Here is a 24331-nt window from a genome sequence, read left to right as displayed (position 1 = left end):
TCTCAGGATCCCGGGCTGGGAATCCCCAGGACGCGGCGCGCCTCGGCCAGCAGCACGGCGTGACGTGCGGCACCGGGGCCATGATCCGGCGCCTCGCGGCCGGCGCGGGCGATGAGATCCTGAAACCGCCGGCGGTCGAGGGCGCGCGCGCCGATGCTGGCGAGAACGGCGCTCAGGACGGTGCGGACCGCCTCGGCGCGCTCGTCGGCTTCGGCCACAGCCCCCGCGGCGCGCGCGGCGGCCGCATCGCGCTCCGCGCTCAGCGCGGCGATCCGGGCCCCGGCGCCATCGCGTTCCGCCGCGAGGCGCTGCCTGGCCTGCCACGTCTGATCGTGCTGATGCGTGCGCACGGCGAGCAGAACCTTCAAGGACGCCGCCTCCGCCCGCGCGGCCTCGAGCCTGGCCTCAACCTCGCGCAGGTCTGTCGCCAGGTCCTGGGCGCGCTTCTCGTCCCCGGTCACGTCCAATGCCGGCTCCTCTGGCACCACGAATGGTCCCGTCCTGTCGTGGGATGGGCGGAATGTCCACTCTCCCGACCCCAAGCCCAGGTTGAGAAAATCCGGTTGCCGGCCCACATGAGAGGCGGTGCCTCGCGGCGCCTGTCCCGGCCGGCCTTGAACCGGCGCAGCGGAGTGAAGCCCATCATGTTTATCCAGACCGAAGCCACGCCGAACCCGGCGACCCTGAAATTCCTGCCCGGCCGCGTGGTTCTCGCTGAATCGACCTTCGAGGCCCGCGACGCCGAGGCTGCCGCCCGCTCGCCGCTCGCCGCGGCGTTGTTCGCCGTGCCGGGCGTGTCCGGCGTCTATTTCGGGCACGACTTCATCTCCGTCACCAAGGCGGAGGACGGCTCCGAATGGGCCCAGGTCAAACCCGCCGTGCTCGGCGCGATCATGGAGCATTTCCAGTCCGGCGCACCGGTGATGGCTGAGGGCGGCCATGGCGAGATCGAGGCCAGCGACGAATTCTACGACGAGGCCGACCACGACACGGTCGTCACCATCAAGGACCTGCTCGAGACCCGCGTGCGACCGGCAGTGGCGGGCGATGGCGGCGACATCACGTTCCGCGGCTACAAGGAGGGTGTGGTCTACCTCGAGATGAAGGGCGCATGCTCGGGCTGTCCGTCCTCGACGGCGACCCTGCGGCACGGCGTGCAGAACCTGTTCCGGCACTTCCTGCCGGAAATCCGCGAGGTCCAGGCTATCTGAGCGGACGCTTCTCGGCGGTTCGGCATCGGATCCGGTCTCGTCATGGCATCGGGGGGCCGCGATCGTTGGCCCCCTTGAGGGCGCGCCGTCCAGGGGTGCGCCGACCGGCGCAAGCCGGCAACACTCCACCGCAGATGCGGGTGCTTCCGCTCCCGCGACGCTGACGGGACGGCCGTTTTGCTCTAACGCTGGAGACTCTTCGCGCCCTTCGGGGCCGCAGGGAGGCGGCGGCCGGTCCGGACCGGCATGCGGGAGTGAGCGTGCGTATTCTTGCCATCGACACGGCGCTGGACCATTGCGCCGCCTGCGTGGCGGCGGACGATGCCGAGGCGCCGCTCTCGGCCGAGACGCTCGCGATGGCGCGGGGCCACGCCGAATCCCTGCTGCCGCTGATCGAGCGGGTCATCGCCCGCGTGGAAGGTGGTTTCGCGGCCATCGACCGTGTCGCCGTCACGGTCGGACCGGGTAGCTACACCGGTCTCCGTGTCGGCCTCTCGGCTGCCCGGGCTATCGGCCTCGCGACTGGCAAGCCCGTGGTGGGCGTCGGCACGCTCTCGGCGCTGCTCGCGCCGCTGCTGGCCGAGACTTTCGAGGGGACGATCGCGGCCGCGATCGACGCCCGGCACGGGGCCGTCTACGTCCAGGCACTGGGCCACGGCGAGGGCTTGGCCCCGGCTCATCTGGCGGTCGAAGAGGCCGCCGAGCGTCTCGGACGCGGACCGGTGGTGCTGGCCGGCTCCGGAGCGCCGATCCTCGCAACCGCGCTGGCCGAGCGCGGCGTCACCGCCCGCGTCGCCGGTGTCGGCGGGCCGGATATCGCTTCGGTGGCATCGCTCGGGCTCGTGGCCGATCCGGCCCAGGCGCTGGCGCGTCCCCTCTACCTGCGCGGCCCGGATGCGCGGCCCCAGGACCACGCGCGGATTGCCCGGCGATGACGCGTCCGATCCCGTTCTGGCCCTTCGATTGGTGGTTCGCGTGGTGGGACGCGCTCACGCCGGAGCCCTACGTGGCGCCGCTGACGGACGCCGCGCAGGCCCCTGCCCTCGCCCGCCTGCACGCCACCGCCTTCGCCCGCCCCTGGGATGCGCACGAATTCGAGCGGATGCTCTGCGAGCGCTCGACCCAGGCGCATGGTCTCTGGCGGGCGGGCACCCTCCAGGGTTTCGTGCTCTCGCGTCGGGCCGCCGACGAGGCGGAGATCCTGACGGTCGTGCTGTCCCCGGCGCTCCGCGGCGGCGGACACAGCCGCAAGCTCCTGCGCGAGCACCTGTCGAGCCTCGCGCTCGCCGGCGTCGCGCGGGTCCATCTGGAGGTTGACGAGGGCAACGCCCCGGCGCTGCGGCTCTACGCCCGCAACGGCTTCCGGCAGGTGGGCGCGCGCACCGGCTATTATCTGAAGGCCGACGGCAGCCGGGCGACCGCGCTGACGATGAGCGCCGATCTGTGACGCCGTGAGCCGCTTCGGCATCGCCTGGCGCGTTGCGGCCCTCGCCTTCGCCTTCGCGGTATTGGGGCCGCCGCACTGGCTGGCCCTGCGGCTCCTGGGCCGCCGCGCGACCCTGGCGCCGATCCTGTTCCACCGGATTTTCCTGCGCCTGTTCTCGGTTCGGGTGATGCAGAGCGGGTCGCCGCCCGCCCCCGGCGAAGCGGCTCTGGTGCTCGCCAACCACGTGTCCTGGCTCGACATCGCCGCGATCGGCTCGCTGCGCCCCCTCTCCTTCGTGGCGAAGTCGGAGATCGCCGGCTGGCCGGTGATCAGCGCGCTCGCGGCGCTGCAGCGCACGATCTACATCGACCGGCAGCGCCGCGGGGCGACGGCCGCGGTCAGTGCCGCGATGGGACATCGCCTGGCCGAGGGCGAGCTGGTGGTGCTGTTCGCCGAGGGCACGACCAGCGACGGCACCCGGCTCCTGCCGTTCCGCTCCGCCCTGGTCGGCGCCGCCCGGGCCGCCCTGCAGGCCGAGGCCGGGTGCGGTCGGGTCCGCCTTCAGCCCCTGGCGATCACCTATCCCCGGCGCAACGGCCTTCCGGTGACGCGCGCCGAGCGCGCCGAGATCGCCTGGTACGGCGACATGGAGCTGGCGCCGCACCTCGCCGCCTTCGTGCAGGGCGGCCCCATCGACGTGCATGTGGTGTGGGGGGCGCCGATCGCCTTCGAAGCCAAGACCGACCGGAAGGCGGCCACGGCCGCCGCCGAGGCCGAGGTGCGGGCCGCCCTGCGGGGCGTCGGTGCGGCGGCCGACGACACCGCGCCCGCGCCGGGCGTCCGGCCGGCGCCCTCCGACCTCGGCCTGCGCGGCGCTGAGGTCGCGCCGGTCTGACCGGGGCCGGCCCCGCGCCGAGGCTGAGCGCGGGCGTCCCCGCCCGACGCTGCAGATCGAGACGCGCCGCAGGCTCCGCCGAAAGCAGCCTGCTTCCGCCGCGCCCCTGCGCGGCCCTACTTCTTCGACGCGTCACCCCCGACCCATGGCATTCTTGTCCATGGCGTCGGTCTTCCCCATCGCGTCCGGCTTCCCCATCCCGCCCTTATGCATCGAATCCTTGGACATACTGTCCTTGGCCATGCTGTCCTTGGCCATGGCGTTCTTGCTCGGCGTATCCCTGCTCATGGAGTCTTTGCCCAAGCCTTCCGCGGCCATGGCCGGCGCGGCGGCTGTCGCGGCTGCGAGAAGGGCGGCGGAGGAGAGACGGATCCAGCTGTGCATGTCGTAACCCTCGAAAAGTCGTGCCGATCGTGCAGCACACCCGGGCTTTCGACACCTTCCGATCCAAGGTTACAGCGATGCCGACAGCTCTCGTTCGGCCAATACGTGCGTACCCGAGCCGGTCCGCGCTCGCGGTGATCAGGGGCAGAGATCCTGCTCTATGCGAGGTCTAGATCGGGTTAGACCTGCGAAGCGCCGCGGGAATGGCCTCGGAATACAAGATGCAACGCATTGAGCGGGCGGAATCCGTCTGCTAGCTAGGCCGCAACCCGGAACAGTCGGGACTTTTTGGAGGACGCCCGTTGCAAACCTGGAATCAGGTTTACGATCCGTTCGGGAGCGCTTGGCTCTCGACGCTCGCCGCCTCAGTGCCGGTCATCGCACTGCTCGCCATGATCGCCAGCGGGCGCGTGAAAGCCCACATCGCGGCCGTCATCGCCCTCGGCCTCGCCATGCTGGTCGCCATCGTCGGCTTCGGCATGCCGACCGAACTCGCCACCCGGGCGGCCATCCTCGGGATGGTCACGGGCTTCTTCCCGATCGGCTGGATCATCCTCAACGTCATCTTCCTCTACCGGTTGACGGTGGAGAAGGGCTGGTTCGCGATCCTGCAGCAATCGGTCGCCGGCATCACGGCTGACCGGCGCCTGCAGCTGCTGCTGGTCGCCTTCGCGTTCGGCGCCTTCTTCGAGGGCGCGGGCGGCTTCGGCACGCCGGTGGCCGTCACCGGTGCGATCCTGATCGGCCTGGGCTTCTCGCCGCTCGCCGCCTCGGGCCTTTCGCTGATCGCCAACACCGCGCCGGTCGCCTTCGGTGCGCTCGGCGCGCCGATCCAGGGCCTCGCCTCGGTGACCGGATACCCGCCCGAGATCCTCGGCGCGATGATCGGGCGGCAGCTGCCGCTGTTCTCGCTGATCGTGCCGTTCTGGCTGATCTGGGTATTCGCGGGCTTCCGCGGCATGATCCGGGTGTGGCCGCCGATCCTGGTCTGCGGCGCCACCTTCGCGGTCGCGCAGTTCCTGATCTCGAACTACGTGAACCCGTGGATCGTCGACATCGGCGCCTCGCTCGCCTCGATGCTGGCCCTGGTCCTGTTCCTGAAGGTCTGGCAGCCCCGCGAGATCTGGACCTCGCCGGCTCTGCGCGGCCACGATCCGTCGCTGGCCGTGGCCGGACCCCGGCCGGTTGCCCTCGGCGCCGGCGTGCCCGGCACACCCCCGGTCCATACCGGTGCCCGCACCGCGTCGCAGGGCGAGATCCTGCTGGCCTGGGTGCCGTGGATCATCCTCTCGATCATCGTGGCGATCTGGGGAACCGGCTGGTTCAAGGGCATCGTCAACCCGCTCTTCACCTGGAAATACGAGGTGCCGGGCCTGCACAACGCGATCATGAAGGTGCCGCCGGTGGTGGCCAAGCCGGTCCCCGAGGGCGCCGTCTTCCTGTTCACCTACATGTCCTATACCGGCACGGGCGTGCTGATCGCCGCGATCATCTCCGGCCTGATCATGCGCTTCTCGCCGCTGCGCCTGGTCACGGCCTATGTCGAGACGATCTGGGCCCTGCGCTACTCGCTGATCACCATCGCGGCGATGCTCGCACTCGGCGTCCTCACCCGCTACGCGGGCGTCGATGCCACGCTCGGCCTCGCGTTTGCCGGCACCGGCATCCTGTACCCGTTCTTCGGGACGCTGCTCGGCTGGCTCGGCGTGGCGCTCACCGGGTCGGATACGGCTTCGAACGTGCTGTTCGGCGGCCTGCAGCGGATCACCTCCGAGCAGCTCGGCTTGCCCGGCGTGCTGATGGCGGCGGCGAACTCGTCGGGCGGGGTGATGGGCAAGATGGTCGACGCCCAGTCGATCGTCGTCGCCTCCACGGCCACCGGCTATTTCGGCCAGGAGGGCAAGATCCTGCGCTTCGTGTTCTGGCACTCGATCGCGCTGGCCTGCCTCGTCGGCCTGTTCGTGATGCTGCAGGCCTACGTGCCGTTCTTCCAGCAGATGGTGATCGACGTGCCTGCTGCGGCGCCGGCCGCGCATTGAAGCAAGACAGGTTGCGCCGGTCGCTCACGGGCGGCCGGCGTCGAGGCCCGGCACCATGAAATAGCGCGCGACGGGGTTCAATCCTGTCTGCGCTGCCGCGTCATCCCGGGCCCTGCTTCACAGTCCCGGAATGACGCGGTGACTCGGTTCCGCGCAGGGCCAAACTCGAAGCTCCCGAGTTTCCATCCGCCGCGACGGCCCGCATGATCCGTGCTACAGGCCACGCGCCGGCCTGCGCTCGTGGGGCGGCCATGAGGATCGAAGCGGACTGGTTCGGGACGGCGCGCGTTGAAGAAGGCTTTCGTCAAATCCTACGGTTGCCAGATGAACGCCTACGACGCGGCCCGCATGGCCGACGTCCTGGGCGCTGAGGGCTACACGGCGACCGACTCGGTCGAGGACGCGGATGTCGTGGTCCTCAACACCTGCCACATCCGCGAGAAGGCCGCCGAGAAGGTCTATTCCGAGCTCGGCCGCCTGCGCGTTCTGAAGGGCGAGCGGACGGCGAGAGGACTCGATACGCGCATCGTCGTGGCCGGCTGCGTCGCCCAGGCCGAGGGCGCCGAGATCCAGGCGCGCCAGCCCGCCGTCGACGTCGTGGTCGGTCCGCAGAGCTATCACCGCCTTCCAGACCTCCTGGCCCGGTCCCGGGAACGCCGCGTCGTCGACACCGAGTTCCCGGTCGAGGACAAGTTCAGCCACCTGCCCCGGCGGCGGACCCTCGGGACGTCGGCCTTCCTCACCGTGCAGGAGGGCTGCGACAAGTTCTGCGCCTTCTGCGTCGTCCCCTACACCCGCGGCGCCGAGGTCTCGCGGCCCGTATCGGCCGTGCTGGCCGAGGCCGAGAAACTCGCCGACGAAGGCGTTCGCGAGATCACGCTGATCGGCCAGAACGTCAACGCCTACCACGGGGACGGCCCCGACGGCGCATCCGTCGGGCTCGCCGAGCTGGTGCGCGCGGTGGCTCGGATCCCCGGCATCGCGCGGATCCGCTACACGACGAGCCACCCGAACGACTTCGACGACGCGCTGATCCGGGCCCATGCCGAGGTGCCCGCCCTGATGCCCTATCTGCACCTGCCGGTGCAGTCGGGTTCGGACCGGATCCTCGCCGCCATGAACCGGAAGCACACCGGCGACCAGTACCGGCGCCTGATGGACCGGATCCGCGCGGCCCGGCCGGACATCGCCCTGTCCTCAGACTTCATCGTCGGCTTCCCCGGCGAGACCGCCGCCGATTTCGCCGCGACCCTGCGGCTCGTGCGCGATGTCGGGTTCGAGAGCGCGTTCTCGTTCAAGTACAGCCCCCGCCCCGGCACGCCGGCCGCCGACCGCACCGATCAGGTGCCTGAGGCGGTCATGGCGGCGCGGCTCGCCGAGCTGCAGGCGCTCCTCGACAGCCAGCGCCACGCCTACCAGCGCGCGGCCGAGGGCCGGGTGTTCGACGTGCTGGTGGAGAAGCCGGGGCGTCATCCGGGGCAGGTTGCGGGCAAGACGCCGCACCTGCTGGCCGTGCAGTTCGACGCCGCGCCTCACCATATCGGACAGGTGGTGCCGGTGCGGATCACCGAGGCGGGCTCCAACAGCCTGTTCGGTCAGCTCGTCCCAGAGGCTGCGGCCGCGTGACGGATCGGATGATGGCGAGGATGAGGGCTTGAGCGCATCGGACGGTGGAGGGGTGCGCGGCGCGCTCCGGGGTCGCGGCCCGGCGGCGCGGCCGCCCGGATCGGACGAGGCGGTCGAGGTGCCGCTGACCTTCGACGACAACCGCCTCGCGAGCCTCGTCTTCGGCCAGTACGACCAGAACGTCGCCCATATCGAGCGCCGGCTGGAGGTCACCGCCACGGCGCTCGGCAATCACCTCGTCCTCAAGGGGCCGGCCGACGCCGTCGAAACCGCGCGGCGCGTGTTCCAGAAGCTTTACGCCCGGGTCCGGACCGGCGGCAGCACGCTGACGCTCGGAGACGTGGACGGCGCGATCCGCGAGGCCACCGCCCAGGCGACCCTGTTCCCGGCCGCCGAGGTCGCTGCCGAGGCGGACAAGCCGCATTTCGATCAGATCGCCACCCGCAAGCGCGGCGCCGTGCGGGCGCGCAACCCGGCGCAGGACGAATACATCAAGCTCCTGCGCACCAACGAGCTGGTCTTCGCCGAGGGGCCGGCCGGGACCGGCAAGACCTGGCTCGCCGTCGGCCATGCCGTGTCGCTGCTCGAGCAGGGTCATGCCGAGCGGCTGATCCTGTCGCGTCCCGCGGTCGAGGCCGGCGAGCGCCTGGGCTTCCTGCCGGGCGACATGCGCGAGAAGGTCGATCCCTACCTGCGGCCGATCTACGACGCCCTCTACGACTTCATGGAGGCGCGCCACGTCGACCGGGGTCTGCAGACCGGCACGATCGAGATCGCGCCGCTGGCCTTCATGCGCGGGCGCACGCTGACCAATGCGGTGGTGCTCCTCGACGAGGCGCAGAACACGACCTCGATGCAGATGAAGATGTTCCTCACCCGCCTCGGCGAGGGATCCCGCATGATCATCACGGGCGATCCCAGCCAGATCGACCTGCCGCCGGGCCAGAAGTCGGGCCTTGTCGAGGCCGTGAGCGTGCTTGACGGTGTCGAGGGCATCGGGCGCGTACGGTTCAAGGATGTCGACGTCGTGCGCCACGACCTCGTCCGCCGGATTGTCACCGCCTACGAACGTTCCGCCCACGGCGCGGACGAGGCCGACCGCAATCCGAATCCCCGGCGCCGGCCGCTGGCGTGACCATGCCGCACGAGATCGATCTCGCCGTCGAGGACGCGCGGTGGGAAACCGCGATTCCCGGCCTCGAAGCCCTCGTCGCGCGCGCCGTGGAAGCCGGCCTCGCCATCGCCCCCGAGAAGCCGGACGGCCCCGTGGCGGTCAGCGTCCTGCTGACCGACGACGCCGCCGTCCAGGAGCTCAACCGGACCTGGCGCGGCAAGGACAAGCCCACCAATGTCCTGTCCTTCCCGGCGGCCCCGCAGCCCCGGCATGACGAAGCCGCGACGCCGCTGGGCGACGTGGTCCTTGCGTACGAGACCCTGGTGCGCGAGAGTGCGGCGCAGTCGAAGCCGCTCCAGAATCACCTCGCTCACCTCCTCGTCCATGGCACCCTGCATTGTCTCGGTCAGGACCACGAGAACGGCGAGGCCGAGGCCGACGCCATGGAAGCCCTCGAGGTCGCGGCGCTCGCGACCCTCGGCATCCCGGACCCTTACGCCTGAGCGCTTGACGCCCGAACGCTCCCAGATCCGAGAGACATGACCAACGATCGAAGTCGCGGCGCGGCCCTGGCCGCGCCCAGTTCCGCCGAGGGCGAATCCCAGAACCGGGAGCCCTGGTACGATCGCCTGCTCCAGGCGCTGCACCTCAAGCCGCGCGATTCCCTGCGCGAAGGACTTGAGGAGGCGCTCGCGGAGCCGGATGCCGGCGAGAGCGGCCTGACCCCGCTCGAGCGCGTGATGCTCAAGAACGTCCTCGGCCTGCACAAGGTGCGCGTCGACGACGTGATGGTCCCCCGGGCCGACATCGTCGCGGTGTCCAACGACACCAGCCTCGGTGATCTACTCAAGCTGTTCCGCACCGCGGGCCATTCGCGGCTTCCGGTCTACGGCGAGACCCTCGACGACCCGCGCGGCATGGTCCACATCCGCGATCTCGTCGACCACATCGCCGCCAAAGCCGAACCGTCCCGGCGCAGCCCGCCAATCGCGGCGAAACCCGCGGAGCCGGTCCTGGACGGCGCCGCGGACGCATCCGCCGCGCGCGTGCGCCGGCCGCCGGCGCGCCTGCCGCGCGGCCTGGATCTCGGCAAGGTCGACCTGACCACGACCCTGGCGGCGGCGCGCATCCAGCGGCCGGTGCTGTTCGTGCCGCCCTCCATGCCGGCGATCGACCTGCTGGTGCGGATGCAGGCGACCCGCACCCACATGGCGCTGGTCATCGACGAGTATGGTGGCACCGACGGGCTGATCTCCATCGAGGATCTGATCGAGGTGGTGGTCGGCGACATCGAGGACGAGCACGACGTCGCCGAGGACAAGCAGGTCCAGCGCGTCGAGGGCGAGGACGACGTCTTCGTGGCCGACGCGCGTACGCCGCTGGCCGAAATCTCGGAGGCGACCGGCGTCGATCTCGCGGCCGCGGTCGGCGAGATGGCCGAGGAGATCGACACGCTGGGCGGCATGATCGTGACCCTGGTCGGCCGCGTGCCGTCCCGCGGCGAGCTGATCGCCGGCCCCGGGAACCTGGAATTCGAGGTGCTCGACGCCGATCCCCGCCGCCTCAAGCGGCTGCGCTTCCAAAAGGGCGCGGCGCGGATCGGCAACGTGGTGCCCCTCGCCCTCCCCCCGCCTTCGAACCCGCCGGCCGCCGAGACGCCGCATCCGTGACGGTCCCGGCGTGACGCGGGTGGTGGACGGCTACGCACGGTCCGTTGCGGTTCCGGGCGCGCCGATGCGGGACCCTGAGCCCGGCCGCGCGGCCGGGCCGGGCCCCGTCCTGGCGATCGCGCGCCTGACCGGCTGGCGCCGGCTCGGCCTCGCGTGGCTCGCCGGCGCGCTCGGCGCGCTGGCGATGCCGCCCTACGGCATCGTGCCGGCCCTTGCCGTGTCGCTGACGGTCGCGGTCTGGCTGCAGGACGGCGCCGCGCCGGGCCGAACCCCGCTGCGGCGGGTCTGGCCCTGCTTCCTGATCGGCTGGGCCTGGGGCTTCGGCTATCTGACCGCCGGCCTGTGGTGGCTGGGTCAAGCTTTCCTGGTTGAGGCCGACGAGTTCCTCTGGGCCCTGCCGCTGGGCGTGATCGGCCTCCCCTTCGCCCTGGGCCTGTTCTACGGCGCGGGCTTCGGCGCTGCGGGCCTTCTGTGGAGCCGTCGGGCGGCGCGGATCGCCGCCCTCGCCTTCGGGATCGGTGCCGCCGAGTGGCTGCGCGGCCACCTGTTCACGGGCTTCCCCTGGAACACCCTCGGGATGGCTCTGGCCCAGAACCTCTGGCTGATGCAGGGGGCCGCGTTGATCGGGCTCTACGGCCTGACCGTTCTCGCGGTGCTCGTCTGCGCCGCGCCCGCGACGCTCGCCACCGGCTTGCGTCCCCTCGGCCGGTTCGGTCCGCCTGCCGCCGCGGCCGCCCTCCTCGCCGGCCTAGCCTTCTACGGTGCCGAGCGCCTCGGGCCGCCCGATCCGGTCGTGGCCGGGGTTCGGCTGCGCCTCGTCCAGCCCAACCTGCCGCAGGACGCCAAGTTCAGGCCCGAGAACCGGGCCGACATCGTCGACCGCTACATCGAGCTGAGTCAGCGGCCCGTGGAGGCCGGCACGCCCGAGCCGACCCACATCGTCTGGCCCGAATCGGCCTTTCCGTTCCTGATCCAGCGCGATCCCGACGCCCTGGCCAAGGTGGCGGCCGGGTTGAAGCCCGGGCAGCACCTGATCACCGGCGCGGCCCGCGCCGAGGAGCCCCTGCCCGGCGAACGCCTGCGCTACTTCAACGCCGTAATGGTGATCGGGCCGGACGGCCGGATCTCGGACAGCTACGACAAGGTCCACCTCGTCCCGTTCGGCGAGTACCTGCCGGCGCCCCTCGACGCCGCCCTGCGGGCGCTCGGCCTGCGCCAGTTCGTGGCGATCCCGGGCGGCTTCTCCGCGGGCTCCCTCGCCGCGCAACGGATCCTGTCGGTACCCGGCCTGCCGCCGGTGGCGGCGACGATCTGCTACGAGGCGATCTTCCCGCACGCGATCCTGCCGGCCGGCCACGTGGCCCCGGCGCCGGAGCCGGCGGGACTGATCCTCAACGTGACCAACGACGCGTGGTTCGGCGACACGCCGGGCCCGCGCCAGCACCTCGCCCAGGCCCGCCTGCGCGCGGTCGAGGAGGGATTACCGCTTGTCCGTGACGCCAATACCGGGATCTCCGCGGTGATCGACCCCCACGGCCGCATTCTCGCCCGCACGCCGCTCAACACGGAGACCTGGCTCGACGCGGACCTGCCCGCCCGGCTCCCCGGCAATACGCTGTACGGCCGGTTCGGCGACGCGGCCTTCACGCTGATGCTCGCCGCCTGCCTCGGCGGCGCCCTCGTCGCCCGGCGGCGTCCTTGACCCCGAATCGAGCCGCTCCGAGCCGGCTGCTGCTCGGCGTCGCGCTGATGCTCGTCGCCTTTAATCTGCGGCCGGCGCTCAGCACGGTCGGCCCCCTGCTGGCGACCATCCGGGACGGCACCGGCCTGAGCGCGGGCGGGGCCGCGATTCTCACCACATTGCCGGTCCTGTGCCTGGGCATCGCCTGCGCGCTGGCGGCGCCGCTGATCCGGAGAATCGGTCCCGACCTCGCGGTCCTCGCCGGCTCGACGATCCTGGCGGCCGGGCTCACGCTCCGCGGACTAGGCGGGCTGGTGCCGCTCTTCGCCGGAACGGCCCTGGCCGCCATCGGCATCGGGCTCGACAACGTTCTCCTGCCCGCGCTGGTGAAGCGCGACTTCGCCGCCAGCGGCGGCCTGATGACCGGCCTCTACACCATGACCCTCTGCCTCGGGGCGGCCGCCGGGGCCGGGGCGGCGGTGCCGGTGGAGCACGCGCTCGCGGGCGGCTGGCCCTCGGCGCTCGCCATCTGGTCGCTGCCGGCGCTCGCCGCCGCCTGCCTGTGGATTCCCTTCGCCCGCCGGACGACGTCGACCGCGGCCCCCTCCACCGGGCGGCTGCTGCGCAGTCCGCTGGCCTGGTGGGTGACGGGCTTCATGGGCCTGCAATCGTCGCTCGCCTACATCCTGTTCGGTTGGCTGCCGCTGCTTCTGCAGGGTCGCGGCCTGACTCCGCTGGATGCCGGGCTCTACGCGTCGCTCACGACCCTGGTTCAGGCGCCCGGGGCGCTGCTGACCGCCATGCTGGCTGCCCGGACCCGGGATCAGCGGGCCTGGATCGTCGCCGTTCCGGGGCTGACGGCGATCGCGTTCCTGGTGCTCGCCTTCGGGGCGGATTGGCTGCGCGTCCCGGCCGCGGGCGTGCTGGGCTTCGGGATCGGCGGCTGCTTCGGTCTCGGGTTGACCCTGATCGTGCTCCGCGCCGCGGACGCGGCCAGTGCCGCCGGCCTCTCGGCCATGGCGCAGGGCATCGGCTATACCGGCGCCTGCCTGGGTCCGCTGGTCTTCGGCCTCGCCCATGAGGCCACAGGCGGTTGGGCTGTGCCGGGGGCCTTGTTCGTCGGCATCGCCGTCGCGGCGATCCTGATCGGGCAGGCCGCCGGACGCGACCGCAAGGTCAACGCGGTCGAGCCGGCGCCGCACGGCGTGCCGGCTCAGCCGCTGACCGCGCTCCAGCCGGCGAACCCGGCCAGCGGTTCCTGATCGTAGCGCGTCATCAGGTCGGTCATGGCCGCCTGATCGGCGCGGCGGCCTTCCGCGGCAAGCGCGCCAAGCCCGCGAAGAAGCCCTCACAGCCCAGCGCCGGCGCGAAGCTCAGGGTGAAGCGCACCGGCCGGTCGCCGCGATTGGCGAAGGCATGCGCGACGCCGGGCGGGATCAGCGCGAAATCGCCGGGGCCGAGGTCGTGATCCGCATCGTCGACGCGGAGCGCGAGCCGGCCTGCCTCGACCGAGAAGGTCTCGGTCAGCCGGGCGTGGCGGTGAAGCCCGGCGCCCGGCGCATGCGGATTCATGTCGACCCGATAGATGCCGAGGCCGTCGGTCGTCTCGTCGCTGCGCGCCAGATAGGTGATCCGCATCCCGCCGATGATCGCGTCCGGGCCCGGATCGTGGTGCACGAGACTCGCCATCGCCATCCTCGCCCGATCTCCAAACAAGAACCCCGCGCGGCCGGGTGACCGCGCGGGGCTTCCTTCAATCGCGGTCGAGATCGCGAGGCTTACTCCGCGGCGACCTTATGAGCCTGCGATCCGTCCGTGTAGGTCTCGGATTCCAGACGCTTGCCCGGGGCTGCGCGACCCGGCAGCGGCGGCAGGGCCTTCGCCTTCTCCAGATCGATGCCGGCGCCCTCGGCAACGCGGCGGCCGTAATCCTCGTCGGCGTGCCAGAAGTGCCAGACCATTCGCAGCTGGATCGCTTCCGGGCACTGCTTCATGTCGCCGACCAGGTTGGCGATCAGGTCGTCACGCTCCCAATCCGCGAAGGAGCGGTAGCGCACGCCCGCCTGGGTGTAATCGTCCTCGGTGCGCGAGGTCTGGTAGCGGCCGAGATTGCCCTGAACCGGCTGGTGGTAATCCTTGGCGGGCTTGGGCGCCTCGCGCAGGCCCTCGGCGAGCGTCGACGGCTCGTAGTTGATGTGCTTGTTCGGGCCGGTACCGTCGACCCCGTAGGTCATCTGGCCGTCCCGCTGGTTGGAATAGACCTTCACGCCGGGCTGCGGCGCGTTGATCGGCAGCTGCAGGTAGTTGGCGCCGACGCGGTAGCGCTGTGTGTCCGAGTAGGACAGCGTCCGGCCCTGCAGCATCTTGTCGTCCGAGAAATCGATGCCGTCGACCAGCACGCCGGTGCCGAAGGCCGACTGCTCGACCTCAGCAAAGAAGTTGTCGGGCACGCGGTCCAGCACCATCCGGCCGCAGGGCAGAAGCGGGAACTGGTCCACCGGCCACAGCTTCGTATCGTCCAGCGGATCGAAGGACAGGTGGTCGTTCGGGCCGTCCGGCATGATCTGCACGGCGAACTCCCACTCGGGGAAATTGCCGGCCTTGATGTTGTCGTACAGGTCGCGGGTCGCGTGACCGACATCCTTGGCCTGGATCTCGGAAGCTTGCTGCGAGGTCAGGTTCCGGACGCCCTGCTTGGGGATCCAGTGGAACTTGCACAGCACCGCCTCGCCCTGGTCGTTGACCAGCTTGTAGGTGTTGACGCCCGAGCCTTCCATCTCGCGGTAATTGGCCGGGATGCCCCAGGGCGACTTGAGGTGCGTCACCATGTGGATCGACTCGGGGTGCTGCGACACGAAGTCGAAGAAGCGCCACGCCTCCTGGCGGTTCGTCACCGGATCCGGCTTGAACGCGTGGATCATGTCGGGGAACTTGATCGCGTCGCGGATGAAGAAGACCTTGAGGTTGTTGCCCACGAGGTCCCAGTTGCCGTCGACGGTCTTGAACTTGACCGCGAAACCGCGCGGGTCGCGTTCGGTCTCAGGGCTCTCCTTGGCGCCGGCCACGGTCGAGAAGCGCACGAACATCGGCGTCTTGACGCCCGTCTCGTTCAGCACGCGGGCGCGGGTGTACTTGGAGGCCGGCTCGTTGCCGATCTTGCCGTAGGCCTCGAAGTAGCCGTGGGCGCCGGCGCCGCGGGCGTGGACGACGCGCTCCGGGATACGCTCACGATCGAAGTGGGTGATCTTCTCGATGAACTGGTAGTTCTCGAGCGTTGCGGGGCCGCGCTCGCCGACCGTGCGGGTGCTCTGGTTGTCCCGGACCGGATGGCCCTGGCGGGTGGTCAGGATCGGGCGTTGATCGCTCATGCGTACCGTCTCTCCATTTCGAAGGCGCTCGGCAGACGCCGAGGCCAACCTGGAACCGTTCTGTTGAATGGTTATGACCCCGGCGTGACCCCGAGGCAAATGCATCGTCGCAAAGGTTATGATAGGCGCAGCCTATGAATCTCGCCGGCCTGTCGCTCCGCGACCTTGAATACGTCGTCGCCGTGGCGGACGAGGGGCATTTCGGCCGGGCCGCCGAGCGCTGCAACGTGAGCCAGCCGACGCTCAGCGTGCAGGTCCGTAAACTGGAAACCGCGCTGGGCCTGACTTTGTTCGAGCGCTCCAATCGGCGGGTGCTGCTGACGGAGGCCGGGCAGGCGATCATCCGGCAGGCGCGGGTGGTCCTGTCGGATGCGCAGCGTCTGCTGGCGCTCGCCAGCGAGGGGCGCGGGTCGCCGCTGACGGGGCGTCTGGTTCTGGCGGCGATCCAGACGCTGGGACCCTACTTCTTCCCGCTGGTTCTGCGTCCGCTGCGCGAACAGTACCCGCTGCTGATGCTGTCGCTGTCGGAGTCGCGCACAGCCGAGATCGTCGAAGGCCTGCGCGACGGGCGAATCGATGCGGCGCTGATCTCGCTGCCCTTGCCGCTGCATGGGCTTGCCGTCGCGCCGCTCTTCGTCGAGCCGTTCTGGCTCGCCTGCCCGGCCGAGCATGCCCTGGCGCGCGGCGGTGCGCTCTCGGCGAGCGAGATCGCCGGGCCGGACCTGCTGCTCCTCGACGAGGGCAATTGCCTGCGCGACCAGGCGATCGCGGCCTGCGGCGCCGGCTCATCGGTCGGGCGGCACGCCACGAGCCTGGAGACCCTGCGCTCGATGGTGGCGGCGGGCGCCGGCTACACGCTGCTCCCGGCCCTGGCCGTGCCCTCCAGCCCCGATCCGACCGGCCTGACGGTGACTCGGGCCTTCGACGTCGACGGGCCGGGGCGGACCATCGCGCTGGTCTGGCGGGCGAGCGATCCGCGCGCCGCCGGGCTAGCGAACCTCGCGGCCTTCTTCCGGGCGCATGCGCCGCCGGGCACGGCGGCCTGCCGCGACGGGAATGCGGGGGCGTGAGCCGTCGCGTCCCGGCCCGGGGGCACCGGCCCTGCAGGAGGAGGTCGGGAATAGGAAAGATTTGATCGAACGGGCTATCAGGGCCTCACGGAAGACGCGGAGCGGACCGATGCGGCGCACGATGATCTGGGCGGTTCTGGCGCTGATCGCCCCCGGTGCCCGCGCCGAGCCCCGGGACACTTTCGCCCGCATCGACGCGATCGACCGGGCCTCGCTGGTGATGACGGTGGAGACCGGAATCGTCCCGCGCAGCCTCGGGGCGACCATCGCCCGCGCGCTCGATCGGGTCGCCGCCGATGCCGCCAAGCCGGGGGCGGAGCGTCCGGACGACTACCTCCGGATCGAGCCGCTGATCACCGCCATCGCGGGTCCGGACGCCACGCGGATGCATTCCGGCCGCAGCCGCCAGGACATCATCCCGACGGTTCTGAAGCTGGATCAGCGCGACCGCCTCCTCGCCCTGGCGGAGACCCTGGATACGACCCGGGCGGCCCTTCTGGCGGTGGCGGAGCGCGAGGCGGACACGATCATCCCGGCCTATACCAACGGCGTGCAGGCCCAGCCGACGACCCTTGGCCACTATCTCCTCGGCTACGCGGCGGCTCTGACGCGCGACGCGGACCGCCTGCGCGAGACCTGGGCGCGCCTGAACCTGTCGCCCCTCGGCGCGGCGGCGCTCGGTACGTCGAGCTTCCCGGTGGACCGGAAGCGCTTGGCCGACCTACTCGGCTTCGACGCGCCCGTGGAGAACAGCTACGACGCGGGCCAGCTCGCGCCGCTGGATCTGGGCCTAGAGCTGACCGGGCTCGCCGCGAACCTCGCCACCACCGCCGGGAGCTTCGCGCAGGATCTCTACGCCCAGTATCACCAGACCCGACCGTGGATCCTGTTGCGCGAGGGCGCACTCACGGGCCCGAGCAGCATCATGCCGCAGAAGCGCAATCCGGTGGCGCTCTACGGGCTGCGGATGAAGGCGAGCGACGTGGTCGGTGCCCTGCAGGCCTTCGTGATCATGGCGCACAACGTCGATTCGGGCATGCCGGACTACAAGCGCAATCAGGACGTGCCGCCGGGCCGGACCCTTGCCGAGGCTGCCGAGCTGTGCCGGCGCTGGACCCGCGTGCTCGACGGGCTGGTCGTGGACCGGGCGCGGGCCGCCGACGAGGTCGCGGCGGATTACGCGACGACCACCGAACTCGCCGACACGCTCCAGCGCGAGGCCGACGTGCCGTTCCGGCTCGGCCACCATTTCGCGTCCGAACTGGTGAGCTACGGCCGCAGCCACGACCTGCGCCCGGCCGACCTGCCCTTCCCCGAGGTGCAGCGGATCTACGCCGAGGCCGCCGCCGGATCCGGGCTGAAGCCGGATCTGCCCCTCGACGAGGCCCGGTTCCGGGCGGCGCTGTCGGCGCGCGGCATGATCGACGCCGCCAGGGGCCTCGGCGGACCGCAGCCCACCGAGATCCGGCGCATGCTCGGCGTCGCCCAGGCGCGGCTGGAGGCGGATCGGAACTGGCTTGAGAGCCGGCGCAAGAGCCTGACCGATGCCAGGGCGCGCCTCGATCAGGCTTTCGCGGCCGTGACGCAGGAGCCCTGACGGTCGCGCACGGCCGCCGTGCCGAAACTCTGCCGCGACAGGGCCAAGATTGCGCTATAGCGCGCCAGACGCCCGACGGTCCTTGCGGGCACCTCCTTGTCGGTCGCCTTGCCCTCTCCCCGCACACTCGGCCTCTGGGCCGCCCTCATCGCTGCGTCCGCGCTCATCTCCTACGGCTTGGTGCGCGCGCAGTTTCCGGCCGCATTGCTGCTCGGGCCGATGATCGGCGCCATCGCGTTCGGGGTCGGCGGCTCACGCCTGCGCGTGCCGCGCGCCGCGTTCCAGGCCTCGCAGGCGGCCATCGGCTGCCTCGTCGCCCACGCCGTCACGGGACAGATCGCCCAGACCCTCTTGGAGGACGGACCGCTCATCGTCGCGGTCGTGTTGGTGACTGTCGCGGTCAGCGGCCTCGTCGGATGGATCCTCACCCGGCTGCGGGTCCTGCCCGGGACCACGGCCGCCTGGGGATCCTCACCGGGCGGCGCCTCCGCGATGGTGGCGATGGCCGAGGATTTCGGTGCGGATCCGCGTCTGGTCGCGTTCATGCAGTACGTGCGCGTGGCCGCCGTGGTGTTCTCGGCCTCCCTGGCGGCGCGCTTCCTGATGGAGGCCCCGGTTCCGGGCGCCGCCGCGGGGGCCGGCGAGGTGACCGGGCCGCTCTCCCTCCTGGCGACGCTCGCCGTCGCTGTCGTGGGCGCCGGGGCGGCGCTCGCCCTGCGGGTCCCGGCCGGCGCGCAGGTCGGCCCGATGGTGCTCGGCAGCCTGCTCCACGCCACCGGGCTCGTGCGCATGGCGCTGCCCGTTCCGCTTCTTGAGCTCGCCTATGCCTGCATCGGCGTCTATGTGGGCCTGCGCTTCACCCGCGAGACCCTGCGGCTGACCGTCACGGCCCTGCCGGGCATCCTGGCGGCGACGTTCTCGGTGATCGCCCTGTGCGCCGCCTGGGGCTGGGGGCTGACCCTGCTGCTGCCGATCGACCTGCTCACCGCGGTTCTGGCGACGAGCCCCGGCGGCCTCGATTCGGTGGCGATCATCGCGGTCGGCTCGAAGGCCGACGTGTCCTTCGTGCTGGCGGTGCAGACGCTGCGCCTGTTCGTGGTGCTGCTCACCGGCCCGCTGCTCGCCAAGTGGATCAGCCGCTCCGTGCCGGAGGCGGCCCGATGAACGCGCTGGTCCTCGCCTTCCTCAATTCCTGGCGCGGCCTGCGCCACGGGGCGCGCACCGAACGCGCCGTGCGGCAGGAACTGGTCCTGCTGGCGCTCGGCGTGCCGGTCGCCCTGTTCCTGGGCGCGACGCTCTGGGTGCGCGTCGCCCTGATGGTCAGCCTGCTGCTGATGCTGGCCGCCGAGTTCCTCAACACCGCCGTCGAGAAGCTCTGCGACCACGTCCATCCGGGCCACCACCCGATGATCGGCACCGTGAAGGACCTCGCCTCCGCCGGCACCTTCATGGCGCAGATGGCGGCGCTGCTGGTCTGGGTGACGGCGCTGGTCGAGCGGCTGGGCTGATCTGCGCCAGGGGGGCGCGCTCGCATCTGCGGGCCGGAGGGTCTATGTGGCCGGCATAGCCCCGCAGATCGGCCGAGACCCCAAACCGTGACGGACTACATCCGCAAGATCCTCACCGCCCGCGTCTACGACGTGGCGATCGAGAGCCCCCTCGACCCGATGCCGCGCCTCACGCAGCGGCTCGGCCGGCGGGTGCTGCTTAAACGCGAGGATCTGCAGCCGGTCTTCTCCTTCAAGCTGCGGGGCGCCTATAACAAGATGTCGGGCCTGAGCGCGGACCAGATCGCGCGCGGCGTGGTCTGCGCGTCGGCGGGCAACCACGCGCAGGGCGTGGCCCTGGCCGCCGCCAAGCTCGGCGCCCGGGCGGTGATCGTGATGCCGCGGACCACGCCCTCCATCAAGGTCGATGCTTGCCGGGCTCGCGGTGCCGAGGTGGTGCTGCACGGCGACGCCTTCGACGAGGCGCTGGCCCAGGCCAAGATCCTCGAGGCCGAGCAGGGCCTGACCTTCCTGCACCCGTTCGACGATCCGGATGTGATCGCCGGCCAGGGCACGATCGGCAAGGAGATCCTGGAGCAGCATACCGGGCCGATCGAGGCGATCTTCGTGCCGGTGGGCGGCGGCGGCCTCGCCGCGGGCATCGCGACCTTCGTGAAGTACCTGCGGCCCGGCACGAAAGTGATCGGCGTCGAGCCCGAGGATGCCGCCTGCATGGCCGCGGCGCTCGCCGCCGGCACGCGGGTGAGCCTGCCCTCCGTCGGCCTGTTCGCCGACGGCGTCGCCGTGCGTCAGGCCGGCGAGGAGACCTTCCGGCTCTGCCGCGAGCATCTCGACGAGGTCATCACCGTCGACACCGATGCCATGTGCGCGGCCATCAAGGACATCTTCGACGATACCCGCGCCGTGTCCGAGCCGTCCGGCGCGCTCAGTCTGGCCGGCGCCAAGCTCTATGCCGAGCGCGAGGGCGGCGACGGCACGCTGATCGCCATCTCGTCGGGAGCCAACCTCAACTTCGACCGCCTGCGCCACATCGCCGAGCGGGCGGAGATCGGCGAGCAGCGGGAAGTCCTGATCGGCGTGACGATCCCCGAACGGCCCGGCGCCTACCGGGCCTTCATCCAGGCGCTGGGTCCGCGCGCCGTCACCGAGTTCAACTACCGCCACGCACCCGGCGCCGAGGCGCAGATCTTCGTGGGCATCAACGTCAGCGGGGGCAAGCGCGAGAAGCAGGCGCTGATCGGCTCGCTGCGCGAGGCCGGCTACCGGGTCCTCGACATGAGCGACAACGAGATGGCCAAGGTCCATGTCCGCTACATGGTCGGCGGCCGGGCCGTCGGGGTGGCGCACGAGCGCCTGTTCCGCTTCCAGTTCCCGGAGCGGCCGGGGGCGCTGATGAAGTTCCTCGAGGCGCTGGGCCCGGACTTCGACATCACGCTGTTCCACTACCGCAACCACGGCGCGGATTACGGCCGGGTGCTCGCCGGCATCGCGGTGCCGCCGGGCGAACGGGCGCGATTCGACGCGGTCGTCGAGGCGCTCGGCTACCCGGCCACGGACGAGACCGAGAACCCGGCCTACCGTCTGTTCCTCGACGGCGAGGGTGCCGGGGTGGCGTGAGCCGCCACCCCGGTCATTCGTCCGCCTCCTCCGCCGCCGTCACGTCAGGCAGGGCCCGCAGCTTCGCGGCGATCGCCTCGAAGCTCGTGCGGGACAGGCGGACGAAGGTCACGCTGACCTCGTCGAAGTCCGGGTCGGCGCTCGGGCGGACCGTGAAGGTCCGCACCCGCGAGGCGCGCTCGCCGGTCGCCGCCTGCAGGGTGTCGATCGACAACGTCCCCTTGCGCGCGGTGAGCCGCAGGGTCTGGGCCCGCATCCGGTCGCGCCACCGCTCCTCGAAGGGCTTCACGCCGGCCAGGATGCCGACGATCAGCGCCGTGGCGGCGAGCGCCGGAACGTAGAGCCCGCTGCCGATGGCGAGCCCGATCGCCGCCACGCCCCAGAGGCTGGCGGCCGTGGTCAGGCCCTTCACGACCTCGCCGCGCAGCAGGATCGTGCCGGCCCCGAGAAAGCCGATGCCGGACACCACCTGCGCGGCGATGCGGGACGGGTCGAGCACGACGTGGTCGGTCCCGAGCACGTCGGCGAAGCCGAAGGCCGAGACCAGCATGATCAGGCACGAGCCGACGCAGACCAGCATGTGGGTCCGAAGACCCGCCGCCCAGAGCAGGCGCTCGCGTTCCAGGCCGATCACACTGCCGAACAGCGCCGCCAGCGCCAGCCGGGCCACCATTTCCGCGTTGCCGATCAGGATCGCCTCCCGTCATCCGCCATGTGCGGAAGCGGACGATCCTTGCGGATTTTAAGCCGGCTTATCAAGCGATGCCGAGGGCGGCTTTCTCGACCTCGTAGGCAGCCCGGACGGCGGCGGCCCCGTAGGTCCGCTCGAGGCGCCGGACGGTAAAATGCGCCCGCGCGGTCCCCTGGAAGTGGTTCATGAAGGCGGTGTTGACCGCCGCGCCGCCAAATGCGCCGAGGATCGGCACAGCCTGCGCGGCGACCTTCTGTGAGACCACGAGGCCGAACCGCGCCGCGATCTGCGCGGTGAAGCGGATCAGCGCGGGCGCAGACTGATCGAGCAGGGTCTTGCTGCCGGCGTAGCGGGCCGCTTCCGACAGCGTCTTGGCCAGAGCCGCCCGGACCGCGAAGTAGCCGCTCTCGGTCAGCGCCGAGCCCGCCTCCGGATCGGCAGCGGTGCGGCCGCCCAGCGCGAAGACCTGAACGCAGGCGAGCGCGCCTTCGGGCGTCTCCAGATCCTCGCCCTCCTCGCGGGCGATCTCCGCGATGGAGCGGAGCATCAGGGTGGTGGAAACCGGTAGCTCGACGGCCAGCGTCGTGAGCCCGAAGGCCCCGCCGACCGCGCCCGAGAGAGCCGCCATCGCCTTGTGCCGGGTTTCGCTCGAACCGAGCAGCCGCGCGAGCCGGCCCTCGATCTTCCCGGCGGTCGAACCGAGAATCTCGCCTTCGGACGGAACGAGTTCCTTGCGCGGGAGGGTGGCCAGGGCGACGCGCATCGCGCCCCGCATGGCGGCCTCGGTGCTGCGGCCGACCGCCTCGGTGACCGGAGCGGGGAGCGAGCGGCCGATGATGTCTAGCGGGGCGCCCGCCGCCGCGGAGAGGCGGGCCGCGAGGCTCGGGCGCTCCAAGACCTGAACGGCCCGGCGCAGGGCCGCCAGATCCGCGTCGCTCAGGACCGTCTCTGGGGTCGCTGCCGGCAGCGTCTCGCCGGCGAGGGTGAGGTCGCTCGTGCTCATCCGCAAATTCCTGGATCTGTCCCGCTCACGCTGCCCCCGGGGCGCGCGCCGTGGAAGGAAGCTCGGGCCCCGGGATGCGGTTCCCCGCCTCCTCGGTCCCCCGCGACGCCAGCTCGGCGGCCGGACGGCCGCTGCGACGCCCGACCGCAAGACAGAGGACCAGCACCGGGATCCCCACCAGGGAGGTCATCACGAAGAAGGCCGGGTAGCCGATCGCCGCCACGACGAAGCCCGATGAGCCCGCGACGAGCTTGCCGGGCAGCGCGTAGAGCGAGGAGAACAGCGCATACTGCGTTGCCGCGTAGGCTGCGCTGGTCAGGCTCGACATGTAGGCGATCAGCACGATCCCCGCGAAGGAGCCGCAGAAATTCTCGATGGAGATGGCCACGGTCAGCCGCCACAGGTCGGCCGGTCCGGCCGAGAGCCACGCGAAGGCGAGGTGCGAGGATGCAGCCAGGAAGGCGCCCAGAAGCAAAGTCGGGAACAGTCCGAGCCGGGCGAGCGCCCAGCCGCCGGCAAAGCCGCCCGCGATTCCGATCCAGATCCCGTAGAGCTTGGTGACGGTGGCGATCTCCTTCAGGTCGAAGCCCAGGGTCCGATAGAGCGGGCTCGCCATGACGCCGGACAGGAAGTCCGGCAGGCGGTAGAGTGCCACCAGCAGCAAGATACCCCAGAGGGCGCCGCCGAAACGCCCGTGCAGCTCGGTCAGCGGCTCCAGGACGGCGCGGCGCATCGACCAGAGCCGGGAACGGCCGGGTGTCTCCGTCAGGGGCGCGCGGCGGGTGTCGAAGGACGGGGCCAGCAGGGCGGCAATCATCCCGACCAGCATCAGCGCCGCCATGATCAGATAGGCCAGGGTCCAGCCGCCGGCCGAGGCGATGAACAGCGCCCCTGCTCCGGCGGTGATGAGGCCCAGGCGGTAGCCGAGGTTCGATGTCGCCGCCAGGATGCCCTGGAAATCGCTGCCGGCCGCGTCGATGCGCCAGCCGTCGATCACCACGTCCTGGCTGGCGGCGCAGAACGCCACCAGGAACGCCCCGAGGCCGAGGAGCGCGAGGCTGGTCTTCGGGTCGGAGAACGCCATCAGGATGAGGCACAGGGCGACGGACGCCTGCGTCGTCACCATCCAGGCGCGGCGGCGACCCAGACGCGCGCCGAGGATTGGCACGGTGAGGCGGTCGATCGCGGGCGCCCAGAGGAATTTCAGCGAGTACGGCAGCGCCACGTAGCTGAACAACCCGATGGCGCGCACGTCGATATCCGAGAAGGCGAGCCGGAGCGTGAACGTCCCGAGGACGAGCAGCAGCGGCAGGCCCGAGGAGAACCCGAGCGCGAGCATCAGTGCGATGCGCCGGTCCTCGACGATGTCGCGGAACCGGAAACGACGAATCGCCTGTGGCTGGTTGGCCATGGCATGGAACTCCTGCGCCT

General features: G+C 71.2%; 23 protein-coding genes. 16 read left to right on the top strand and 7 right to left on the bottom strand.

Features of this window, described 5'->3' with window-relative positions; genetic code table 11:
* Window positions 1–2: 2 nt before the first annotated feature.
* The gene (locus tag JOE48_RS25200; protein ID WP_312893369.1) at window positions 3–461 is read right to left on the bottom strand and encodes an atp-dependent helicase; all 459 of its coding nucleotides are present in this window, start codon (window positions 459–461) and stop codon (window positions 3–5) included.
* A 183-nt stretch (window positions 462–644) separates the two neighbouring features.
* On the opposite strand from JOE48_RS25200, the gene JOE48_RS25195 reads away from it, so the two are divergent.
* From JOE48_RS25195 to JOE48_RS25180, 4 genes are all read left to right on the top strand, one after another.
* A complete protein-coding gene (locus JOE48_RS25195) occupies window positions 645–1211 on the top strand; it encodes a NifU family protein (protein WP_210033832.1) in 567 nt (188 codons plus the stop codon).
* A gap of 260 nt (window positions 1212–1471) precedes the next feature.
* Window positions 1472–2146, top strand: coding sequence for a tRNA (adenosine(37)-N6)-threonylcarbamoyltransferase complex dimerization subunit type 1 TsaB (tsaB, locus tag JOE48_RS25190; RefSeq protein WP_210033830.1), 675 nt, complete (start codon window positions 1472–1474; stop codon window positions 2144–2146).
* The gene (locus tag JOE48_RS25185; RefSeq protein WP_210033828.1) at window positions 2143–2658 is read left to right on the top strand and encodes a GNAT family N-acetyltransferase; all 516 of its coding nucleotides are present in this window, start codon (window positions 2143–2145) and stop codon (window positions 2656–2658) included. The genes tsaB and JOE48_RS25185 overlap by 4 nt, the downstream gene beginning before the upstream one ends.
* Before the next feature lie 4 nt (window positions 2659–2662).
* The gene (locus JOE48_RS25180; RefSeq protein ID WP_210033826.1) at window positions 2663–3532 is read left to right on the top strand and encodes a lysophospholipid acyltransferase family protein; all 870 of its coding nucleotides are present in this window, start codon (window positions 2663–2665) and stop codon (window positions 3530–3532) included.
* A gap of 132 nt (window positions 3533–3664) precedes the next feature.
* Here JOE48_RS25180 and JOE48_RS25175 read toward each other — a convergent pair whose 3' ends face one another.
* Window positions 3665–3916: a pentapeptide MXKDX repeat protein gene (locus JOE48_RS25175; protein ID WP_210033825.1), complete on the bottom strand. Its 252-nt coding sequence runs from the start codon at window positions 3914–3916 to the stop codon at window positions 3665–3667.
* A 302-nt stretch (window positions 3917–4218) separates the two neighbouring features.
* Between JOE48_RS25175 and JOE48_RS25170 the strand changes: the two genes are divergently transcribed.
* The 7 genes from JOE48_RS25170 to JOE48_RS25140 all read left to right on the top strand — a co-directional run bounded on the left by JOE48_RS25170 (window position 4219) and on the right by JOE48_RS25140 (window position 13308).
* Window positions 4219–5955, top strand: coding sequence for an L-lactate permease (locus JOE48_RS25170; protein WP_210033824.1), 1737 nt, complete (start codon window positions 4219–4221; stop codon window positions 5953–5955).
* Window positions 5956–6243: 288 nt separating this feature from the next.
* Complete coding sequence (gene miaB, locus JOE48_RS25165; protein ID WP_210033823.1) at window positions 6244–7581, top strand: tRNA (N6-isopentenyl adenosine(37)-C2)-methylthiotransferase MiaB; 1338 nt, start codon at window positions 6244–6246, stop codon at window positions 7579–7581.
* 28 nt (window positions 7582–7609) lie between these two features.
* Window positions 7610–8716 carry a PhoH family protein gene (locus JOE48_RS25160; protein WP_210033822.1) on the top strand — a complete coding sequence of 369 codons (1107 nt, stop codon included), beginning with the start codon at window positions 7610–7612 and terminating at the stop codon, window positions 8714–8716.
* Window positions 8717–8718: 2 nt separating this feature from the next.
* Complete coding sequence (gene ybeY / locus JOE48_RS25155; RefSeq protein WP_210036041.1) at window positions 8719–9198, top strand: rRNA maturation RNase YbeY; 480 nt, start codon at window positions 8719–8721, stop codon at window positions 9196–9198.
* A gap of 36 nt (window positions 9199–9234) precedes the next feature.
* Window positions 9235–10365, top strand: a complete 1131-nt coding sequence (locus tag JOE48_RS25150) for a hemolysin family protein (protein WP_210033821.1) — start codon at window positions 9235–9237, stop codon at window positions 10363–10365.
* 64 nt (window positions 10366–10429) lie between these two features.
* Complete coding sequence (gene lnt / locus JOE48_RS25145) at window positions 10430–12067, top strand: apolipoprotein N-acyltransferase (RefSeq protein ID WP_210036040.1); 1638 nt, start codon at window positions 10430–10432, stop codon at window positions 12065–12067.
* Window positions 12064–13308 (top strand): MFS transporter, encoded by a 1245-nt coding sequence (locus JOE48_RS25140; RefSeq protein ID WP_210033820.1) that lies wholly within the window; start codon window positions 12064–12066, stop codon window positions 13306–13308. The genes lnt and JOE48_RS25140 overlap by 4 nt, the downstream gene beginning before the upstream one ends.
* Before the next feature lie 22 nt (window positions 13309–13330).
* Here JOE48_RS25140 and JOE48_RS25135 read toward each other — a convergent pair whose 3' ends face one another.
* Both JOE48_RS25135 and JOE48_RS25130 read right to left on the bottom strand, forming a co-directional pair.
* A complete protein-coding gene (locus JOE48_RS25135) occupies window positions 13331–13735 on the bottom strand; it encodes a cupin domain-containing protein (protein WP_245252957.1) in 405 nt (134 codons plus the stop codon).
* 89 nt (window positions 13736–13824) lie between these two features.
* Complete coding sequence (locus tag JOE48_RS25130; protein ID WP_210033818.1) at window positions 13825–15414, bottom strand: catalase; 1590 nt, start codon at window positions 15412–15414, stop codon at window positions 13825–13827.
* A gap of 134 nt (window positions 15415–15548) precedes the next feature.
* Between JOE48_RS25130 and JOE48_RS25125 the strand changes: the two genes are divergently transcribed.
* From JOE48_RS25125 to ilvA, 5 genes are all read left to right on the top strand, one after another.
* Complete coding sequence (locus JOE48_RS25125) at window positions 15549–16484, top strand: LysR substrate-binding domain-containing protein (RefSeq protein WP_210033816.1); 936 nt, start codon at window positions 15549–15551, stop codon at window positions 16482–16484.
* A 109-nt stretch (window positions 16485–16593) separates the two neighbouring features.
* Window positions 16594–18081: an argininosuccinate lyase gene (locus JOE48_RS25120; protein WP_210033808.1), complete on the top strand. Its 1488-nt coding sequence runs from the start codon at window positions 16594–16596 to the stop codon at window positions 18079–18081.
* A gap of 108 nt (window positions 18082–18189) precedes the next feature.
* Window positions 18190–19245: an AbrB family transcriptional regulator gene (locus tag JOE48_RS25115; protein WP_210033806.1), complete on the top strand. Its 1056-nt coding sequence runs from the start codon at window positions 18190–18192 to the stop codon at window positions 19243–19245.
* Window positions 19242–19589, top strand: a complete 348-nt coding sequence (locus JOE48_RS25110) for a diacylglycerol kinase (protein WP_210033804.1) — start codon at window positions 19242–19244, stop codon at window positions 19587–19589. Before JOE48_RS25115 ends, JOE48_RS25110 begins: the two co-directional genes overlap by 4 nt.
* 24 nt (window positions 19590–19613) lie before the next feature.
* Window positions 19614–21206, top strand: coding sequence for a threonine ammonia-lyase, biosynthetic (ilvA, locus tag JOE48_RS25105; RefSeq protein WP_312893427.1), 1593 nt, complete (start codon window positions 19614–19616; stop codon window positions 21204–21206).
* Window positions 21207–21219: 13 nt separating this feature from the next.
* Here the strand turns inward: ilvA and JOE48_RS25100 are convergent, their stop codons facing one another.
* From JOE48_RS25100 to JOE48_RS25090, 3 genes are all read right to left on the bottom strand, one after another.
* Window positions 21220–21879, bottom strand: coding sequence for an MgtC/SapB family protein (locus tag JOE48_RS25100; protein ID WP_210033797.1), 660 nt, complete (start codon window positions 21877–21879; stop codon window positions 21220–21222).
* A gap of 82 nt (window positions 21880–21961) precedes the next feature.
* Window positions 21962–22900: an EcsC family protein gene (locus JOE48_RS25095; RefSeq protein ID WP_210033795.1), complete on the bottom strand. Its 939-nt coding sequence runs from the start codon at window positions 22898–22900 to the stop codon at window positions 21962–21964.
* A gap of 25 nt (window positions 22901–22925) precedes the next feature.
* On the bottom strand, window positions 22926–24311 hold the full coding sequence (locus JOE48_RS25090; protein ID WP_210033793.1) for an AmpG family muropeptide MFS transporter: 1386 nt from the start codon (window positions 24309–24311) through the stop codon (window positions 22926–22928).
* Window positions 24312–24331: the final 20 nt, after the last annotated feature.

The organism is Methylobacterium sp. PvR107, from assembly GCF_017833295.1.
GTDB lineage: Bacteria > Pseudomonadota > Alphaproteobacteria > Rhizobiales > Beijerinckiaceae > Methylobacterium.
The sequence above is the reverse complement of the archived record's forward strand: the minus strand, read 5'-3'. Positions and strand labels throughout refer to the sequence as shown.

Excerpts from the sequence above, each read along its gene's own strand:
- JOE48_RS25195 (WP_210033832.1), top strand. The coding sequence starts at position 645 with ATGTTTATCCAGACCGAAGCCACGCCGAACCCGGCGACCCTGAAATTC.
- JOE48_RS25185 (WP_210033828.1), top strand. The coding sequence starts at position 2,143 with ATGACGCGTCCGATCCCGTTCTGGCCCTTCGATTGGTGGTTCGCGTGG.
- JOE48_RS25175 (WP_210033825.1), bottom strand. The coding sequence starts at position 3,916 with ATGCACAGCTGGATCCGTCTCTCCTCCGCCGCCCTTCTCGCAGCCGCG.
- ybeY (WP_210036041.1), top strand. The coding sequence starts at position 8,719 with ATGCCGCACGAGATCGATCTCGCCGTCGAGGACGCGCGGTGGGAAACC.
- JOE48_RS25150 (WP_210033821.1), top strand. The coding sequence starts at position 9,235 with ATGACCAACGATCGAAGTCGCGGCGCGGCCCTGGCCGCGCCCAGTTCC.
- lnt (WP_210036040.1), top strand. The coding sequence starts at position 10,430 with ATGCGGGACCCTGAGCCCGGCCGCGCGGCCGGGCCGGGCCCCGTCCTG.
- JOE48_RS25135 (WP_245252957.1), bottom strand. The coding sequence starts at position 13,735 with ATGGCGAGTCTCGTGCACCACGATCCGGGCCCGGACGCGATCATCGGC.
- JOE48_RS25130 (WP_210033818.1), bottom strand. The coding sequence starts at position 15,414 with ATGAGCGATCAACGCCCGATCCTGACCACCCGCCAGGGCCATCCGGTC.
- JOE48_RS25125 (WP_210033816.1), top strand. The coding sequence starts at position 15,549 with ATGAATCTCGCCGGCCTGTCGCTCCGCGACCTTGAATACGTCGTCGCC.
- JOE48_RS25120 (WP_210033808.1), top strand. The coding sequence starts at position 16,594 with ATGCGGCGCACGATGATCTGGGCGGTTCTGGCGCTGATCGCCCCCGGT.
- JOE48_RS25110 (WP_210033804.1), top strand. The coding sequence starts at position 19,242 with ATGAACGCGCTGGTCCTCGCCTTCCTCAATTCCTGGCGCGGCCTGCGC.
- JOE48_RS25100 (WP_210033797.1), bottom strand. The coding sequence starts at position 21,879 with ATGGTGGCCCGGCTGGCGCTGGCGGCGCTGTTCGGCAGTGTGATCGGC.
- JOE48_RS25095 (WP_210033795.1), bottom strand. The coding sequence starts at position 22,900 with ATGAGCACGAGCGACCTCACCCTCGCCGGCGAGACGCTGCCGGCAGCG.
- JOE48_RS25090 (WP_210033793.1), bottom strand. The coding sequence starts at position 24,311 with ATGGCCAACCAGCCACAGGCGATTCGTCGTTTCCGGTTCCGCGACATC.